General features: G+C 72.8%; 15 protein-coding genes. 9 read left to right on the top strand and 6 right to left on the bottom strand.

The genetic code is table 11. From position 1 onward, the window contains the following. Nucleotides 1-197: 197 nt before the first annotated feature. The gene (locus ACFY3I_RS06480; protein ID WP_390859623.1) at nt 198-842 is read left to right on the top strand and encodes a dihydrofolate reductase family protein; all 645 of its coding nucleotides are present in this window, start codon (nt 198-200) and stop codon (nt 840-842) included. 88 nt (nt 843-930) lie between these two features. Here the strand turns inward: ACFY3I_RS06480 and ACFY3I_RS06485 are convergent, their stop codons facing one another. Then, nucleotides 931-2613 (bottom strand): PucR family transcriptional regulator, encoded by a 1683-nt coding sequence (locus ACFY3I_RS06485; RefSeq protein WP_390859624.1) that lies wholly within the window; start codon nt 2611-2613, stop codon nt 931-933. Between the two features lie 144 nt (nt 2614-2757). On the opposite strand from ACFY3I_RS06485, the gene speB reads away from it, so the two are divergent. From speB to ACFY3I_RS06505, 4 genes are read left to right on the top strand one after another with little or no spacing between them, the layout of a single operon-like run. After that, nucleotides 2758-3726 (top strand): agmatinase, encoded by a 969-nt coding sequence (gene speB / locus ACFY3I_RS06490; RefSeq protein ID WP_365292581.1) that lies wholly within the window; start codon nt 2758-2760, stop codon nt 3724-3726. Further along, nucleotides 3723-5291 (top strand): purine-cytosine permease family protein, encoded by a 1569-nt coding sequence (locus ACFY3I_RS06495; protein WP_390859625.1) that lies wholly within the window; start codon nt 3723-3725, stop codon nt 5289-5291. The genes speB and ACFY3I_RS06495 overlap by 4 nt, the downstream gene beginning before the upstream one ends. Before the next feature lie 4 nt (nt 5292-5295). Further along, nucleotides 5296-5949 (top strand): cyclase family protein, encoded by a 654-nt coding sequence (locus ACFY3I_RS06500; RefSeq protein ID WP_390859626.1) that lies wholly within the window; start codon nt 5296-5298, stop codon nt 5947-5949. Continuing rightward, nucleotides 5946-6356 carry a nuclear transport factor 2 family protein gene (locus ACFY3I_RS06505; RefSeq protein WP_365292576.1) on the top strand — a complete coding sequence of 137 codons (411 nt, stop codon included), beginning with the start codon at nt 5946-5948 and terminating at the stop codon, nt 6354-6356. Before ACFY3I_RS06500 ends, ACFY3I_RS06505 begins: the two co-directional genes overlap by 4 nt. Nucleotides 6357-6446: 90 nt before the next feature. Here the strand turns inward: ACFY3I_RS06505 and ACFY3I_RS06510 are convergent, their stop codons facing one another. The 5 genes from ACFY3I_RS06510 to ACFY3I_RS06530 form a co-directional block, all read right to left on the bottom strand. Next, nucleotides 6447-7067, bottom strand: coding sequence for a TetR/AcrR family transcriptional regulator (locus ACFY3I_RS06510; RefSeq protein WP_390859627.1), 621 nt, complete (start codon nt 7065-7067; stop codon nt 6447-6449). A 55-nt stretch (nt 7068-7122) separates the two neighbouring features. Continuing rightward, complete coding sequence (locus ACFY3I_RS06515) at nt 7123-7455, bottom strand: nuclear transport factor 2 family protein (protein WP_390859628.1); 333 nt, start codon at nt 7453-7455, stop codon at nt 7123-7125. A 24-nt stretch (nt 7456-7479) separates the two neighbouring features. Further along, entirely contained in the window at nt 7480-8379 is a 900-nt protein-coding gene (locus ACFY3I_RS06520) for an SDR family oxidoreductase (RefSeq protein ID WP_390859629.1), read from the bottom strand. Nucleotides 8380-8447: 68 nt separating this feature from the next. Further along, nucleotides 8448-9188 carry an SDR family oxidoreductase gene (locus ACFY3I_RS06525; RefSeq protein WP_365292569.1) on the bottom strand — a complete coding sequence of 247 codons (741 nt, stop codon included), beginning with the start codon at nt 9186-9188 and terminating at the stop codon, nt 8448-8450. A gap of 153 nt (nt 9189-9341) precedes the next feature. Further along, entirely contained in the window at nt 9342-9935 is a 594-nt protein-coding gene (locus ACFY3I_RS06530; protein WP_390859630.1) for a TetR/AcrR family transcriptional regulator, read from the bottom strand. A gap of 180 nt (nt 9936-10115) precedes the next feature. Between ACFY3I_RS06530 and ACFY3I_RS06535 the strand changes: the two genes are divergently transcribed. The 4 genes from ACFY3I_RS06535 to ACFY3I_RS06550 all read left to right on the top strand — a co-directional run bounded on the left by ACFY3I_RS06535 (nt 10116) and on the right by ACFY3I_RS06550 (nt 15222). Continuing rightward, nucleotides 10116-11582 carry an MFS transporter gene (locus ACFY3I_RS06535; protein ID WP_390859631.1) on the top strand — a complete coding sequence of 489 codons (1467 nt, stop codon included), beginning with the start codon at nt 10116-10118 and terminating at the stop codon, nt 11580-11582. A 137-nt stretch (nt 11583-11719) separates the two neighbouring features. Then, a complete protein-coding gene (locus ACFY3I_RS06540; RefSeq protein ID WP_390859632.1) occupies nt 11720-12775 on the top strand; it encodes an aldo/keto reductase in 1056 nt (351 codons plus the stop codon). A 197-nt stretch (nt 12776-12972) separates the two neighbouring features. Continuing rightward, nucleotides 12973-14622, top strand: a complete 1650-nt coding sequence (locus ACFY3I_RS06545; RefSeq protein ID WP_390859633.1) for a phosphodiester glycosidase family protein — start codon at nt 12973-12975, stop codon at nt 14620-14622. A gap of 81 nt (nt 14623-14703) precedes the next feature. Continuing rightward, entirely contained in the window at nt 14704-15222 is a 519-nt protein-coding gene (locus ACFY3I_RS06550; RefSeq protein ID WP_390859634.1) for an adenylate kinase, read from the top strand. The last annotated feature ends 221 nt before the right edge of the window (nt 15223-15443 follow it).

Consider the following 15443-nt stretch of genomic DNA (forward strand, 5'->3'; position numbering starts at 1 on the left):
CACCCCTGGGAAGGCTACGACGGGGTGGCCCCCGCAGGTGTGCACCAAAGTGCCGCGAACAGCGCCCATTGGTGCCGGCCCGCCGTTTCGAAGAAATCCGGCGGCCGATGTCGATCCGGCGGGCCCGCGTTCGACGTCCTGGTGCGAGGCGTCCCGCCCCGCAGGATGCGACAGGACCCGACCTACCGAGGGAAACCATGGATCAGCTGCTACGAGTCATGAACTTCAACGTCTCGCGCGACGGGATCGGTGCGGGTGAGCACCAGAGTCTGGAGAACCCGTTCGGCCTTCCCCACCCCGAGAGACTGTTCTCCTGGGCCGGTGCCACGGCGAGCTGGCCGATGCGCACCGAGCCCGGCGGGAGCCGCGGCCTGGACGACTACTTCACCCGGGATTTCGCCCACAACATCGGCGCCGAGATCATGGGCCGCAACAAGTTCGGCCCCCAGCGCGGGCCCTGGTCGGACCACGAGTGGCGCGGCTGGTGGGGCGACGAGCCCCCGTTCCGCACCCCGGTGTTCGTCATGACCCACCACGAACGTCCCTCGATCACCCTCTCCGACACCACCTTCCACTTCGTGGACGGCGACCCGGCCACGGTCCTCAAGCGGGCGCGCGAGGCGGCGCAGGGCAGGGACGTCCGGCTCGGCGGCGGCGTCACCACCGTCCGGCAGTTCCTCGACGCCGGCCTCGTCGACACCCTGCACGTGGCGGTCTCGCCGCTGGAACTCGGTGACGGGATCCGGCTCTGGGAGTCCCCCGACGAACTGCTCGACCGCTTCCACCTGGAGGTCGTGCCCAGCGCGAGCGGGGTGGCGCACCACCTGTTCTGGCGGAGGTGACGCGGAGCGGACGCGCAGGGCGGTGGACCGGACCGGGGGCGCGGAGGGCTGGCCCCGGGACGCGTGGGGTCGCGCCACCGCCGCCGGTCTACGGCCCTTCGGCCGTCACGCCCAGTTCGGTCGCCGCGCGGACGGCGAACCAGACCTCGGTGAAGGCGGCGGTCGTGGTCAGGTCCCGGCCGGTCACCTCGCCGAAACGGCGCAGCCGGTAGGCGAGGGTGTTGGGGTGGATGTGCAGAGCCGTGGCGGCGTCCTCGGTGCGCCGGTCGCGTTCCATCCACGTACGTACGGACACCAGCAGCTGTGACCCGTGCGTACGGTCGTAGCGCAGGGCCTCGCCGAGGACCTGCTCGACCAGCGCGGCCAGCAGGCGCCGGTCCTCGGGCAGCCAGCGGCCGGTGGCGTCCTCGCCGTAGTGGACGAGGGGCTTGCCCGCCTCCTCCGCGCGTCCGGCCGCCCACTCCGCCTCCTGCCGGGCGACCCGCAGCGGCTCGCCGACGGCGAAGGGCCGGCTCACCCCGCACACCGCGCCGGGCAGGTCGGCCAGGGCCTGGGTGAACCCGGGGTCGGCCAGGACCAGCCGGTCGTCGCCGCGGCGCAGGGTCAGGTGGGGGTGGTCGGAGAGCGCGACGGCCAGTTGCTCTTCCGCGGTGCTCCGCACCACCGCGAGGACGACCGGCCGCTGGGCGTCCAGCCCGTGGTGGGCCAGCCGGCGCTGGGCGCTCGCCGGGTCGAAGGTGTCCTGGAGCATCTCGGCGAGGGTCTCCGCCCCCTCCCGGCGGAGCACCTCGCGCTCCTGGCGGACCATCGCGAGCCGCAGGGCGGCGACCGTGGCCAGGTGCTGGACGACGGCCAGACCGGCGGGCCTGGCACCCGCCTGTTCGAGGGCTACCAGATAGCCGGCGGCTCCGCCCGGACCGAGGACGGGCAGCACGAAGCCGCCCGGCACGGTCGGCGGGGCGTCAGGGTCCGCCGGGAGGACAGAGAGGTCCTCCGGCGCCGCGACACCGGGCAGCAGGGGGCGTCCCTGAGGCGTGCACAGCAAGATCCGGTACCCGCTGAGCTGCTCCAGGCGGCCGAAGAGCGCGGGGATGTCCAGGTTCTCCTCGGCCATCCAGCGCAGCGCGCCGAAGACCTGCAACTGGGCGCCGAGCCGGTCGGCGGACTTCTCGCTGACGGCGGCGGCGACCTCCTGCGCGATGGTGACGAAGGGAACCGTGAGCGGGACCTCCAGTACCGGGAAGCCGCGTTCCTCGGCGGCGGTGAGGAAGGCCTGGCGCAGCGGAGGGGTGCGCAGCTGGGTGCTGAGCACCAGAGCCGCGACACCGGCGTCGTCGAGCCGCTCAAGGTAGCGCTTCTGGGCCTCGCCGGCGCGGGGCACGGCGAGGCCGACGGTCATGAGGACCTCGGAGCCGGCCAGCCAGGGGGTGGGGTCCTCCAGTTCGCTGACGTGCGCCCAGGAGACCGTGCGGCCCAGGCCTCCGGAGCCCGCGAGCAGGCGCATCTGCAGGGCCGGGAAGGACAGCAGGTCGCGCACGGTAAGGGCGGAGGGCGAGGCGGCGGCACGGTCACCCGTCTCCCGGCCGGCCCGCGGATCGGCTCCGCCGACGACAGGGCGGACGGCTCGGCCGTCGTCCTCGAGACCGGCCGCGGCACGGGCACGGGCATCGGCCGCACGATCGGCACCGACCGCGCCTCCGGGATCGGCCTCAGGACCGGCTCCGGCGGCTCCCCGGGCATCGGCCCCGACGTCGGCTTTGTGGTCTGTCACAAAGCCACTGTAGTTCTTCGTGTTCTCGACAATTGACCGTCCGGGTGGCCGATTCGCAGACTGAGGCATCCCGCTACCGGAGTTGTTCACTCCGAGTCCGGCGTCCGTTCTCTCGGGGCGGTGGACTCGACAGGAAGGTGCCCGATGACGACCGAGCCCCGTGGACCCGTGGATTCCTCCCGCGTCCCCCGCTACGCGGGACCCGCCACCTTCGCCCGGCTGCCGCGGCTGGACGAGGTCGGGCGGGCGGACATCGCCGTCGTCGGCGTCCCCTTCGACACCGGCGTCTCCTACCGGCCCGGCGCCCGTTTCGCCCCGGCCGCGGTGCGCGAGGCGTCCCGGCTGCTGCGCCCGTACAACCCGGCCCTGGACGTGTCACCGTTCGCGACGGCGCAGGTCGCCGACGCCGGTGACATCCCGGTGAACCCCTTCGACATCCATGAGGCGATCGAGACCGTCCAGGCGGAGGCCTCGCGCCTCCAGGCGGACGGCACGAAGCTGGTCACCATCGGCGGCGACCACACCATCGCGCTGCCGCTGCTGCGCGCGGTCGCCGAGCGGCACGGGCCGGTCGCGGTGCTCCACTTCGACGCGCACCTCGACACCTGGGACACCTACTTCGGGGCCGAGTACACCCACGGCACCCCGTTCCGCCGGGCCGTCGAGGAGGGGATCGTCGACACCGAGGCGCTCAGCCACGTCGGCACCCGCGGACCTCTGTACGGAAAGCGGGACCTCGAGGAGGACCGTCGCCTCGGCTTCGGCATCGTCTCCTCGTCCGACGTGCTGCGCCGCGGTGTCGACGAGACCGTGGACGCGCTGCGGCAGCGCATCGGCGACCGACCCCTGTACGTGTCCGTGGACATCGACGTCCTGGACCCCGCACACGCTCCCGGCACGGGCACCCCCGAGGCCGGCGGCATGACCTCGCGCGAGCTGCTGGAGATCCTTCGCGGCCTGGCGGGACTCAATCTGGTCGGCGGCGACATCGTCGAGGTGGCTCCCGCCTACGACCACGCGGACATCACCTCCTTCGCCGCGTCCCATGTCGCCTACGACCTGATCAGCCTGCTGACCCTGGACTCCGCCGTCCCCCGCGAGGAGCAGAGATGACCACCAGCCCGCACGGCGAGCAGCACGACGCCCCGGCGCTGACCGAGATAGAGACGTACGGCGTCGAGCGCATCCCCGACGCCGACCGCACCGCCCGGCCGCTGGACCTGTTCCGGGTCGCCTTCGGCGGTGCGAACACCTTCGCCACCTGTGTACTGGGGGCCTTCCCCATCCTCTTCGGGCTGTCCTTCTGGCAGGGCCTGGCGGCCACCGGCCTCGGGCTCGCCGTGGGCGCCCTGATCCTCGCGCCGCTGGCCGTCTTCGGACCGCTCAACGGCACCAACAACTCGGTGTCCTCCTCCGCGCACCTCGGCGTGCACGGCCGGGTGGTCGGCTCCTTCCTCTCCCTGCTGACCGCGGTCGCGTTCTTCTCCATCTCCGTGTGGTCCTCCGGCGACGCCCTCGTCGGCGGCGCGCACCGGATGTTCCACCTGCCGACCAACGAGGGCGTCTACGCACTCGCGTACGGGCTGTTCGCGGCGCTCGTGCTGACGGTGTGCGTCTACGGCTTCCGGTTCATGCTCTTCGTGAACAAGATCGCGGTCGCCGCGGCCTCGCTGCTCTTCGTCCTCGGCCTCTTCGCGTTCGGCGGCGACTTCGACGCCGGCTACCAGGGCAGCTTCCACTCGCTGAGCACGCCCGGCTTCTGGCCGGCGTTCATCGGCTCGGCCCTGATCGTGCTGTCCAACCCGGTCTCCTTCGGCGCCTTCCTCGGCGACTGGGCGCGTTACATCCCGGCCGACACGCCGCGCCGCCGGGTCATGGGGGCGGCCTTCCTCTCCCAGATCGCGACGATCCTGCCGTTCTTCTTCGGTCTGGCGACCGCCTCGATCATCGCCGCGAAGGCGGGGAACTTCCTCGACCCGAGCGCCCCGGACTACGTGGGCGGGCTGCTGGCCGTCTCGCCTTCCTGGTACTTCCTGCCCGTCTGCCTGCTGGCGCTGATCGGCGGCATGTCCACCGGCACCACCTCGCTCTACGGCACCGGACTCGACTTCGCCAGCGTGTTCCCCCGGTTCAGCCGGGTGCAGGCCACCGTGTTCATCGGTGTCCTGTCGATCTCCTTCATCTTCGTCGGCCGTTTCGCAGCCAACCTCACCCAGTCCATCTCCACCTTCGCGACGCTGATCATCGTCTGCACCGCGCCGTGGATGGTCATCATGACCCTGGGCTTCCTCACCCGCCGCGGCTGGTACGACCCCGACTCGCTCCAGGTCTTCAACCGCCGTCAGCGGGGCGGACGGTACTGGTTCTCGCACGGCTGGAACTGGCGCGGGATGGCCGCCTGGCTGGCCTCCGCCCTGCTCGCGGTGCAGTTCGTGAACCTGCCCGGCCAGTTCGTCGGCTCCCTGGGCGACCTCGCCGGCGGCGTGGACATCTCCCTGCCGGTCGGCCTGGGCCTGGCCGCGGTGAGCTACCTCGCCCTGCTGTGGCTCTTCCCCGAGCCCCGCGCCGTCTTCGGTCCCGAGGGCCCGCGGCTGGTGCGCGCCGTCGACACCCCGGTGCCGCCGATCACGGCCGCCGACGGCGCGCCCGTCGGCACCCCCGAACCGGCGGAGGTGTGAGCCGGTGCGCCTGATCGACCTCTCCGTGCCCCTGCGCACCGGCATGCCGGTCTACCCCGGGGATCCCGAGGTGGACGTCCGGCCCGCGCTCACCGCCGCCGCGGACGGCGTCAACGTCCTCCACGTGCGGATGGGCTCGCAGTCCGGCACCCACGTGGACGCCCCCTCGCACATCGAGGACGGGCTGTCCGCGCTGGACGAGCTGCCGCTGGACCGTTTCGACGGGCCCGCCCACGTCGTCGACGCCCGGGGCCTGGCGCCCCGTTCGGCCATCGGGCCGGACGTGCTCGCCGGTGTCCCCGCGGGCCGGATCGTGCTGCTGGCCACCGGCTGGTCCGCCCACTGGGGCAGCGACGCCTACCACGACCACCCCTACCTCACGGAGGAGGCGGCCGCGCTGCTCGTCGCCCGTGGCGTGCGCACCGTCGGCATCGACGCGCTCAGCGTCGATCCCACCCCCGGCGAGACGCTTCCCGCCCACCGCGTCCTGTGCGGCGCCGACGCCGTGATCGCCGAGAACCTCACCAACCTCGCCGAGGTCCTGGAAGCGCAGCTCGCGGGCCACGAGGTGCACGTCAGCCTCTTCCCCCTTCATCTGCCCGGCGCGGACGGCGCACCCGTCCGCGCGGTGGCCCGGATCACGGAGCCGCAGCCATGACGAACGACCACGACGCCGTCCTCGCGGCGGCCGACGCACTCGTCGCCGCCTTCGCCGAGGGGCGCACCGACGACTACTTCGACGCCTTCTCGGCGGACGCCTGCTTCGTCTTCCACACCACCGAACGGCGGCTGGAGTCCACCGAGGAGTACCGCGCCCTGTGGCGCACCTGGAGTGAGGAGGACGGCTTCCGGGTCCTCGCCTGCGAGTCGGCGGACCGCCGGCTCCAGCTCTTCGGCGACACCGCCGTGTTCACCCACTCGGTGACCACGCGCGTCTCCACCAGGGCCGGGGAGGAGACGGTGCGCGAACGCGAGACCATCGTCTTCCACCGCACCGGGGACGACGGGGACTGGCGCGCCGTCCACGAGCACCTCTCGCCCGACCCGGCCGCCGCGGCCGGCTGAACCGTCGGCGCCCCGGCGCCGCCCCGGCTCCGCGGGGAGTCCGCGGTGGGGCGGCGGGCGGGGCGCGTGCCGTACGGGGCCCCGGCCGGGCTATCTCGGGCGGACCCCGTCCAGCACGTTGCCCACGAGCCCGGCGACGAAGTCGTCGGTGACGGGTTCGTCGGGGATGAGCAGCCGGTGGTAGACGGCCCCCCAGAGCTGGTCGACGAGGATCTGTACGTCGGTGTCGGCGCGGATCTGGCCGAGTTCCTGCGCCCTCCGGAGGCGTTCTCCGGCCAGCCGCCGCCGCTCCGCCGAGTACAGCTTCCGGTACGCGGTGGCCAGGTCCCGGTCGGTCTGTGACTCGCCGATCAGCTCGGTCAGTACGCGGCCCCCCGGGGTCCGGGTCATGACCTGGGCGAAGGCACGGAGCTGGGCGAGCAGGTCGGCGCGGACGTCTCCGGTGTCGGGGAAGGCGAGGGTGTCCTCGACCGCGTGGAAGTAGCCGTCCAGGGCTAGCGCGCCCCGGGAGGGCCACCACTTGTACAGGGTGGTCTTGCTGACGCCCGCCGCCCGGGCGACGCGTTCGAAGGTGAGGTCGCCCATGCCTTCACTGAGCAGCAGTTCCCCGACGGTGCGCAGGACGTCCGCCCGGACCTCGTCAGCGGGCCGGCGTCCCCGCCCGCGGCCACCGCCCTCCGCGGCGGCGGGTGGGTTCGCGTCCTTCGCCATGGGTGCTCCTGCTCGGTTGCCGGGGGCGGTGCCCTGTCTCATGTCCCGCGGGTGGTCACGGTGCGATCCGCAGGCTCGCGATGAGCCCGTCGCGCAGCTGGAAGGTCATCGGACCGGTGCCGTTGTGGCCGTTGCCGGTGACGGTGAGGGTCACGACGTAGGTGTCGGGCGTCGCGCCGGGCTCGATCGCCTCCAGTGCGAAGTGTGCCTGTACGCCGACGTTGTCGGTCCGGTCCCAGGCTCGCACGCCTTCACGGCCGTGGTACCGGCGACCCCAGTCGTCGAGTTCGGCGTCGTGGGTGAACGCGGCGGCGAAGGCCTCGGCGTCACCCCGGTTGGTCGCCTCGACGAAGGTCCGGACGGCGGCGGGTGTCTCGATGTCGTTCATGGTGGGGGCCTCCGCGATGCGGGCTCAGCTGTGGACGGTGAGCAGGTCGGCCAGGCCGATGCGGGTGAGGAAGTCGCGGCGGACGCGGTCGGCGGTCTCGGAGACCTCCTCGGATCCGTCCTCGGCGGGGTCGACGTGCACCCGGTGGGGGCGCTGCCCGGCGGGCAGGGCGACGATGCGGGCGATCTCGTCGGAGACCAGTGACGCGGGCGCGTCCTCGGGGGCCAGGGCGGCGAGCTTGGTAGCCACCTGGTCCATCAGGCCGGGGTAGCGGGTCTCGTACTCGGCGTCGACGGCGGTGTCGTCGGGCCGGCCCGAGTGCGCGAAGTGGTTGGTGCCGCTGGTGAACGAGCCGGGGACGACGATCGAGGTCTCCACGCCCCAACGGGCGAGTTCCCCGGCGTAGGACACCGCCAGCGAGTCCATGGCGGCCTTGGCCGCGAAGTAGGGCGCGAGGTAGGGCGGGGTGCCGCCCTTGACGCTGGTGCTGGACACCCAGATCACCAGTCCCCGCCGGCGCCGGCGCATGCCCGGCAGCACGGCGCGGTTGACGCGCTGGGTGGACAGGACGTTCACGTCGTAGAGCTCGGCGAGCTGTTCGGGGGTGAAGGCCTCGGCCGGTCCGGTCACCATGTGCCCGGCGTTGTGGATCAGTACGTCGACGCGGCCGTGCTCGGCCTCGATCCGCGCGACGGCGGCGTCGACCGAGGGCTGGGAGTTCACGTCGAGTTCGATGGCCCGCAGGTCGACCCCGTGCTCGACGGCGTAGTCGGCGGCTGCCTCGACCTGGGGCGCGTTGCGGCCGGTGGTCCGGCGCATGCCGGCGTAGACGGTGTGACCGGCGTCGGCCAGTGCGCGGGCGGTGAGCGCCCCGAAACCGCTGGAGGCGCCGGTGATGACAATGATGTCGCCGGTGGTGGACATGGACGTGGTTCCTTTCCGCAGGGCGGTACGGGGGTGGGGTGGCGTGGAGTGGGGTGACTCGGGCCGGGTCAGGCGAGTCCGCCGTTGGCGTAGAGGACCTGTCCGTTGACCCAGCGTGCGGGGCCGGCCAGGAACGAGACGGCCTCCGCGATGTCCTCGGGCTGCCCCAGCCGCTCCAGCGGGGGCACCTTGGCGAAGTTCGCGATGGCCGCCTCGTCCTTGCCGTCCAGGAAGAGCGGCGTGGCGGTGGGGCCGGGCGCGACGGCGTTGACGGTGATGTCACGGCCGCGCAGCTCACGCGCGAGGATGAGGGTCATGCCCTCGACCGCGGCCTTGCTGGCGACGTAGGCGCCGTAGCCGGGGAGCTGGGTGCGGGTCACCGAGGTCGAGAAGTTGACGATCGCGCCTCCCGCGCGGACGCGTCGTGCGGCCTGCTGGGAGACGACGAAGGTGCCGCGGATGTTGGTGCGGTGCATGCGGTCCAGGTCGGCGAGGTCGAAGGTCGCGACGGGCGCCAGGATCATGCTGCCGGCGGTGTTCACGACCACGTCGATGCCGCCGAAGGCCGACTCGACGGCGTCGAACGCGGCGCTCATCGCACCCTCGTCGGCGACGTCGCCGCCCACCGCCAGCGCCCTGCCGCCCGCCGCGGTGATCGCGGCAACGGTCTCCTCGGCCCTGGTCCTGTTGCCCGCGTACTGCACGGCGACCGCGAACCCGTCCTCGGCGAGCCGCTCGGACACGGCGCGGCCGATGCCGCCCGAGCCTCCGGTGACCAGGGCGACACGGTCGATGGCGGGGTTGCTCATGGGGGTCTCCTCTTCGGACGCACTCAAATGAACGACACGTTCATATAAGCAGGAAATGAACGCGCCGTCCATATCTTTGGGTGAAGCCTTCCCCGGGACGTACGGCGGGAGGGCGCGACAACGCCTCAGACGCAGGGACCGGCGCAGGCCGGGTCAGTCCCGCGCGGGCGCGGTGGCCTCGTCGATGAGTCTCACCGCTACGGCGCGGGCACGCACGGTCGGGCCGGTGCTGTCGAAGACCATGTTGCGGGCCACCGCGCCGTCGTAGAGGAGAGCGAGCTGTTCACCCAGCTCCTCCGGGTCGCGCGCACCCAACTGGCGCGCGAGAGCGGCGAGACGGCGGGCGAACTCGGCCTTGTACGACGCCGCGAGCAGGTGCACGGGATGGTCGGGGGCGGGAACCTCGACCACGGCGTTGAGGAAGGGGCAGCCGCGCAGCGGCCCGCCCGCGGCGTGGCAGTCCCAGTCGAAGATCGCCAGCAGTTGCTGACGGGGATCGGCGTCCGCCGACGGCTCGGCGGGCATCAGGGCGTCCTGGAGCTCACTCAGATAGGCGTGGACCAGGTCGTCCTTGCCGGCGAAGTGGGCGTACAGCGTGCGCCTGGACACGTGACTGGCGGCAGTCAACTGCTCCATGCCGGTCGCGTTGACCCCCTGGGCGGTGAACAGCTCGGTCGCCGCCTTGAGGATCCGCTCCCGGGCGCCACGGCCTCGGCGTCGGCGCACAGGGCGGGCTTCGTCGGTCACACCCCGATGGTACACCGATCGTTTTACTTAACGGGAAACCGCTGTTACGGTGACAGGCATAAGTAAACCGATCGGTGTACTTAAGGGTCCGGAACGGCCCGGCCACCCATGTCGCCGCCGCGGCCACTCCCGGCCCCGCCGTCGGACCTCCCCCGCACACCCCCGCTCCGAAGGAGTCCCATGTCGCAGCCCTCCGTCGATTCGCCTCCCGGCAGTAGGGCCGGGGTGCGGCCACGGGCGTCCGGGCAGGACCTCGCCCGGCGCCGGAAGCCGCATCCGGCACTCGTGCTGGCCGTGCTGGCCACGGCGATGTTCGTGTCCGCGCTGGACTCGTTCGTCGTCAACGTCGCCCTCACCCCGATCGGCCGGGGTCTGGGCGAGACCTCGCTGTCCCACCTGAGCTGGATCCTCAACGCCTACGCGATCGTCTACGCGGCGCTGCTGGTCCCGGCCGGCCGGCTGGCCGACCGTTTCGGCCACAAGAACGGCTTCCTGCTCGGCCTCGGCGTCTTCACCGCGGCCAGCCTGGGGGCGGCGGCGAGCGGCAACCTGTGGGTCCTCGTCGCCTTCCGCCTGCTCCAGGCGGTCGGCGCGGCGGTCCTGACACCCGCCAGCCTCGGCCTCGTGCTCACCACCGCCCCACCCGGCAAGACCGGGAAATACGTGCAGATCTGGGCGGCCAGCGGCTCGCTGGCCGCGGCGGCCGGGCCCGTGGTCGGCGGGCTGCTCGTCCAGGTCTCCTGGCAGTGGATCTTCCTGCTCAATCTGCCGGTCGGCGTCCTCGCCCTCCTGACGGCGACTCGGCTGCTGCCCGCCGGACGCCGGAGCGCGGACACCCGGCTGCCCGATCTGGCGGGCGGCGCGCTCCTGGTCACCGGGGTCGGTGCGCTCGCCCTCGGACTGGTGCAGGCTCCTGAGTGGGGCTGGGGCGCGGTACCCACCGTCACGAGCTTCGTGGCCGCCGCCGCGGCCCTGGCGCTCTGCGCCGTCCGGTCGGCCCGCCACCCGGTGCCCGTGGTGGATCCCGGCCTGCTGCGCGACCGCGTGTTCGGCTGGGCGGGCATCGCCACCCTGTTGTTCTACACGGCGTTCGCCGGGCAACTCCTCGGACTCACCCTGTGGTTCCAGCAGACCTGGCACTGGTCGGCGATCGAGACGGGACTCGGCGTCGCCCCCGGCCCCGCCATGGTGTTCGCGGGGGCTCTGTCCGCCCAGCGACTCGCCCGCCGGCTGCCGGTCGGCGTCGTGGCCGCGACGGGCTCCGCGCTGGTCGCCCTCGGCATCGCCTGGATCGCGCTGCACCTCGGCGGCGGCCCGAACTACGCCACCGGCGTCCTGCCCGGATGGATGACCGCCGGCATAGGTGTCGGCCTCGCCCTCCCCACCCTGATCTCCTCCGCCACCTCCGGTCTGCCACAGGACCAGGGCGCCACCGGCAGCGCCATCGTGACCATGGCGGGCCAGATCGGCACGGTGTTCGGCGTGAGCCTCCTGGTCATCATCCTGTCGGCGGTCGGATCCGGCGGCCCCGTGCACGCCTTCGCCGTCGCGTGGTGGGTCTCGGTCGGTGTCATGGCCCTGAGCGGGGTCGCCGCCCTCGGGATCACACCCCGCCGCACCGGCGCCGCCACCACCCGCCGGCCGTGACGGCACATCCCGAGCCTCCCGGCCCTCTCGGCCCTCCCGACGATCCCGGCGCACTCCGCGCACTCCGCGCACTCCGCGCACGAGTCACGACCGGAATCCTTCCGCACATCCATGTCCCAACCATCAAGGGGAATGCCATGCGTTACACAACTTTCGGCCGCCACACCGGACTTCGCGTCTCCGAGTTCGCCCTCGGAACCGGCAACTTCGGCACCGCCTGGGGCGCCGGCGCGGACGAGGACGAGTCGCGCCGTATGTTCGACAGGTTCGCCGAGGCCGGCGGCAACTTCATCGACACCGCCGACAACTACCAGTTCGGCGAGTCGGAGCGCATCCTCGCCAAGCTCGTCGCGGCCGACCGCGACCACTTCGTCCTCGCGAGCAAGTTCAGCGTCGGGGCGGAGCAGCGGGCGGACGTCTCCAGGACCGGCAACAGCCGCAAGAACATGGTCCGTTCGGTGGACGACAGCCTGAAGCGCCTGGCCACCGACCACATCGACCTGTACTGGGTGCACTTCCCGGACGGGCTGACCCCGGCCGAGGAACTGCTGCGTGGCCTCGACGACCTGGTCAGTTCGGGAAAGATCCTGCACATCGGACTGTCCAACTTCCCCGCGTGGCGCGTCGCCCGGGCCGCCACCCTCGCCGAGCTGCGGAACTGGGCGCCCGTCACGGGTGTCCAGATGGAGTACAGCCTGGTGGAGCGGACGGCGGACCGGGAGCTCCTGCCGATGGCGGAGAGCCTCGGACTGGCATCCGCCCTGTGGTCACCGCTCGGCGGAGGCCTCCTGACCGGCAAGTACCGCAAGGGGACCGAGGGCCGTCTCCAGGACCTGAAGGTCCTCATCCACACCGAGTCCGACGAGCGGAAGACCGCGATCGTCGACACCGTCCTCGCCGTCGCCGACGAGACCGGCGCCACCCCCGCCCAGGTCTCCGTGGCCTGGATCCGGGAGCGCGGCGCGCGCTCCGCCGCACCGTACGTCCCGATCATCGGTCCGCGCACCACCCACCAGCTCGACGAGTACCTCGGCTCCCTCGAAGTGACGCTCACCGAGGGGCAGTACAGGCGCCTGACCGACGTCAGCGCCGTGCCCCTCGGCGTCCCGCACGAGTCCAACGAGGGCAACCGGGGACGGCTCCTCGGCGGTGATCCGTCCCTCGTGGCCGAGGGCCCGGCCCCGGTCGCCTGATCCCGCTCCCGGGAGCCCCCGGGTCCGGCGGATGTCCGTCGTCCGGGCGGGACATGAGGGTGTGCCGGATGTCAGACAGGCTTTTCCACCAGGTGTCCGGCACTTCACCCGGGAGCCTTCACGTCGGCCTGTGATGGCGGGGCGGTGCGGACACGACGGGTGGCGCCGCACGCGTCGAGTCGTACGTCGGGAGAGGCATGTCTGTCGGAACCGGGACGTTCGGGTGCGCGGCGCGGGGTGTGCGCCGCGGGGCAGCACGGGGCTGGGTGCTGGGGACCGCGCTGGCCCTGGTCGCCTGCGTACCGCAGGCCGACGCGAGCACGCGGGTCGACGTGAGCACGCGGACCGGCAGTCCCGCCGCCGACGCCGTCACATGGACCACACGGCAGCTCGCGCCCGGGGTCGAGGTCCGTACCGGCATCCTCGACAGCGGACGGACCGGCGGCGTGTGGACGGTCACCGTCCAGGCTCCTGCCGTCAACCGCCTCACCGGCGCGGCCACCTGGGCCCAGCTGGGCGACCGCGACTGGGCGGACGGCACCGCCGGACGGCTGCGGGCCGCCGGGTTCGCGCCGCGCGTCGAGCGGGTGACATGGGACCGGTACGCCGACACCCCGCACGGCACGATGGGCTGGCAGGTCAGGGTCGGCGGCTCCGCGACGCAGGCCGACGCGGCCACGCTGGGCTCGGCGGTGTCGGCCGCCGGCTTCCGTACCTCCGTGGAGTGGACAGGCTACGACGGGCGCGAGCGCGCCGACGCGGAACGCGTCCACGTCGCCGTCGTCGACCCGGCCCGGCTGCGCGGCACCGTCGAGGTGACGGACGGAGGCAACGCCGCCGACCGCGAGAAGACGTCGACGGTGGCCGCCCGGCTGGGCTCCCTGGTCGGTGTCAACGGCGGGTTCTTCGTCACCTCCGACGCGGACGGCGTCCAGGGCACCTCGTCCGGACTGTCCGCGGTGCACGGCGAGTTGCAGTCCATGGCGGTGGGTTCCCGTGCCGCGCTGATCCTCGCCGACGGCGGACGGCACGTCCGGGTCGCGGACCTGTCCACCACCGTGACCGTCCGTTCCGGCTCCGCCGTCCGCGCGGTGGAGGGCATCAACCGGGTGCCGGGCAAGGTGCGCGACTGCGGCCGCCCCGGCGCGGTACCCACCGCGCTTCCCCGTCAGGACGTGACCTGCTCGCTCGCGGACGACCTGGTGAAGTTCACCTCCGAGTTCGGGGCGCCGCTGCCGACCGGCGCCGGTGTCCAGGTGGCTCTCGACCGGCACGGTGTCGTCGTCGCCCGCGGCGAACGGGGCGGCTCCGTGCCCACGGGCGGCTCGGTTCTCCAGGGCACCGGGTCCGCGGCCGCCTGGCTCGCCGAGCACGCCGGAACGGGCAGCCGGCTGAAGCTGCGCGAGACCGTCCGGGACGCCTCGGGCAGGCGGGTCCGGCTCGGTTCCGACGACAGCGTCGTCAGCGCGGCCCCGACCCTGGTCGAGGACGGCCGGGTCCACATCGACGCCACCGCGGAGGGCACGCTCGACCCGCTCGACCTCTCCTTCGGGTTCGCCTGGTCCAACGTGCGCCAGCCGCGCACCATGGCGGGCGTCGACGGTCGCGGACGGCTGCTCCTGGCGACCGTCGACGGCCGGCAGCCCGGTGTCAGCGAGGGCTTCACGCTCGCCGAGGCCGCCCGGTTCATGCGCTCGCTCGGCGCGGTGCAGGCACTCAACCTGGACGGCGGCGGCTCCACCGCCATGGCCGTCGCCGGCAGCCTCGTCAACGTCACCTCCGACGCCACCGGCGAACGCGCCGTCGGCGACACGGTCCAGGTCCTGCCGCGCGCCGGACGCGGCTGACCTCCCGCTCGCGCGCCGCCGGAATGCCGTCCGGACGACCGCGCCCCGGACCGGCCGGAGTTGCCGGGATAGGGTGCCGTCGTGGAACGGATCTTGGTGGTGGGTGTCACGGGCGCGGGCAAGTCGACGCTCGCCCGCGCCCTCGGCGGCCGGCTCGGGCTGCCGTACCACGAGATGGACGCCCTGTACTTCAACGGCCCCGACTGGGCGGTGAACGGCTCCTTCGCCGAGGACGTGTCCGGGTTCAGCGCGGCACCGCGCTGGATCGTGGACTCCCTCGGGTACCCGGAGGTCCGCGACCTGTTGTGGGAGCGGGCCGACACGGTGGTGTGGCTGGACTATCCACGGCACGTCGTCATGCCCAGGGTGGTGCGCAGGTCCTTCCGCCGTTCAGCCAGGCGTGAGGTGCTGTTCGGCGGCAACAGGGAGACCTGGGGCGGCTGGCTGAGCCGGGAGCACCCGGTGTGGTGGTCCTGGTCCCAGCACACCGCCCGCCAGGAGGAGGTCCGCCGGCGTACGAGCGATCCGCGCTTCGCCCCGCTCGACTGCCTCCGCTTCGCGCACCCCGACGAGACCGCCGCCTGGCTGGCGGGGCTCTGACCCGTTGCCCGCCCTGTCGGGCGCCGACCGCACGGGCCCGGAGCGTCCGGGAGCGGTCGGGCGTACGACGCCGAGGGGCCCGTCCGCATCACGGACGGGCCCCTTCATCGAGCGCCGGGCAGGCCTTGCACCTGCATTTCCCCGCAGGAAGCGGGGCGTCTTTCCTTGGACCACCAACGCGACACCGGACACCGGGACTTCACGGCGGCCAGCTCGTGATG

Source organism: Streptomyces sp. NPDC001068 (assembly GCF_042897315.1).
GTDB lineage: Bacteria > Actinomycetota > Actinomycetes > Streptomycetales > Streptomycetaceae > Streptomyces.

Excerpts from the sequence above, each read along its gene's own strand:
- ACFY3I_RS06480 (WP_390859623.1), top strand. The coding sequence starts at position 198 with ATGGATCAGCTGCTACGAGTCATGAACTTCAACGTCTCGCGCGACGGG.
- speB (WP_365292581.1), top strand. The coding sequence starts at position 2,758 with ATGACGACCGAGCCCCGTGGACCCGTGGATTCCTCCCGCGTCCCCCGC.
- ACFY3I_RS06495 (WP_390859625.1), top strand. The coding sequence starts at position 3,723 with ATGACCACCAGCCCGCACGGCGAGCAGCACGACGCCCCGGCGCTGACC.
- ACFY3I_RS06505 (WP_365292576.1), top strand. The coding sequence starts at position 5,946 with ATGACGAACGACCACGACGCCGTCCTCGCGGCGGCCGACGCACTCGTC.
- ACFY3I_RS06510 (WP_390859627.1), bottom strand. The coding sequence starts at position 7,067 with ATGGCGAAGGACGCGAACCCACCCGCCGCCGCGGAGGGCGGTGGCCGC.
- ACFY3I_RS06515 (WP_390859628.1), bottom strand. The coding sequence starts at position 7,455 with ATGAACGACATCGAGACACCCGCCGCCGTCCGGACCTTCGTCGAGGCG.
- ACFY3I_RS06520 (WP_390859629.1), bottom strand. The coding sequence starts at position 8,379 with ATGTCCACCACCGGCGACATCATTGTCATCACCGGCGCCTCCAGCGGT.
- ACFY3I_RS06525 (WP_365292569.1), bottom strand. The coding sequence starts at position 9,188 with ATGAGCAACCCCGCCATCGACCGTGTCGCCCTGGTCACCGGAGGCTCG.
- ACFY3I_RS06535 (WP_390859631.1), top strand. The coding sequence starts at position 10,116 with ATGTCGCAGCCCTCCGTCGATTCGCCTCCCGGCAGTAGGGCCGGGGTG.
- ACFY3I_RS06540 (WP_390859632.1), top strand. The coding sequence starts at position 11,720 with ATGCGTTACACAACTTTCGGCCGCCACACCGGACTTCGCGTCTCCGAG.
- ACFY3I_RS06545 (WP_390859633.1), top strand. The coding sequence starts at position 12,973 with ATGTCTGTCGGAACCGGGACGTTCGGGTGCGCGGCGCGGGGTGTGCGC.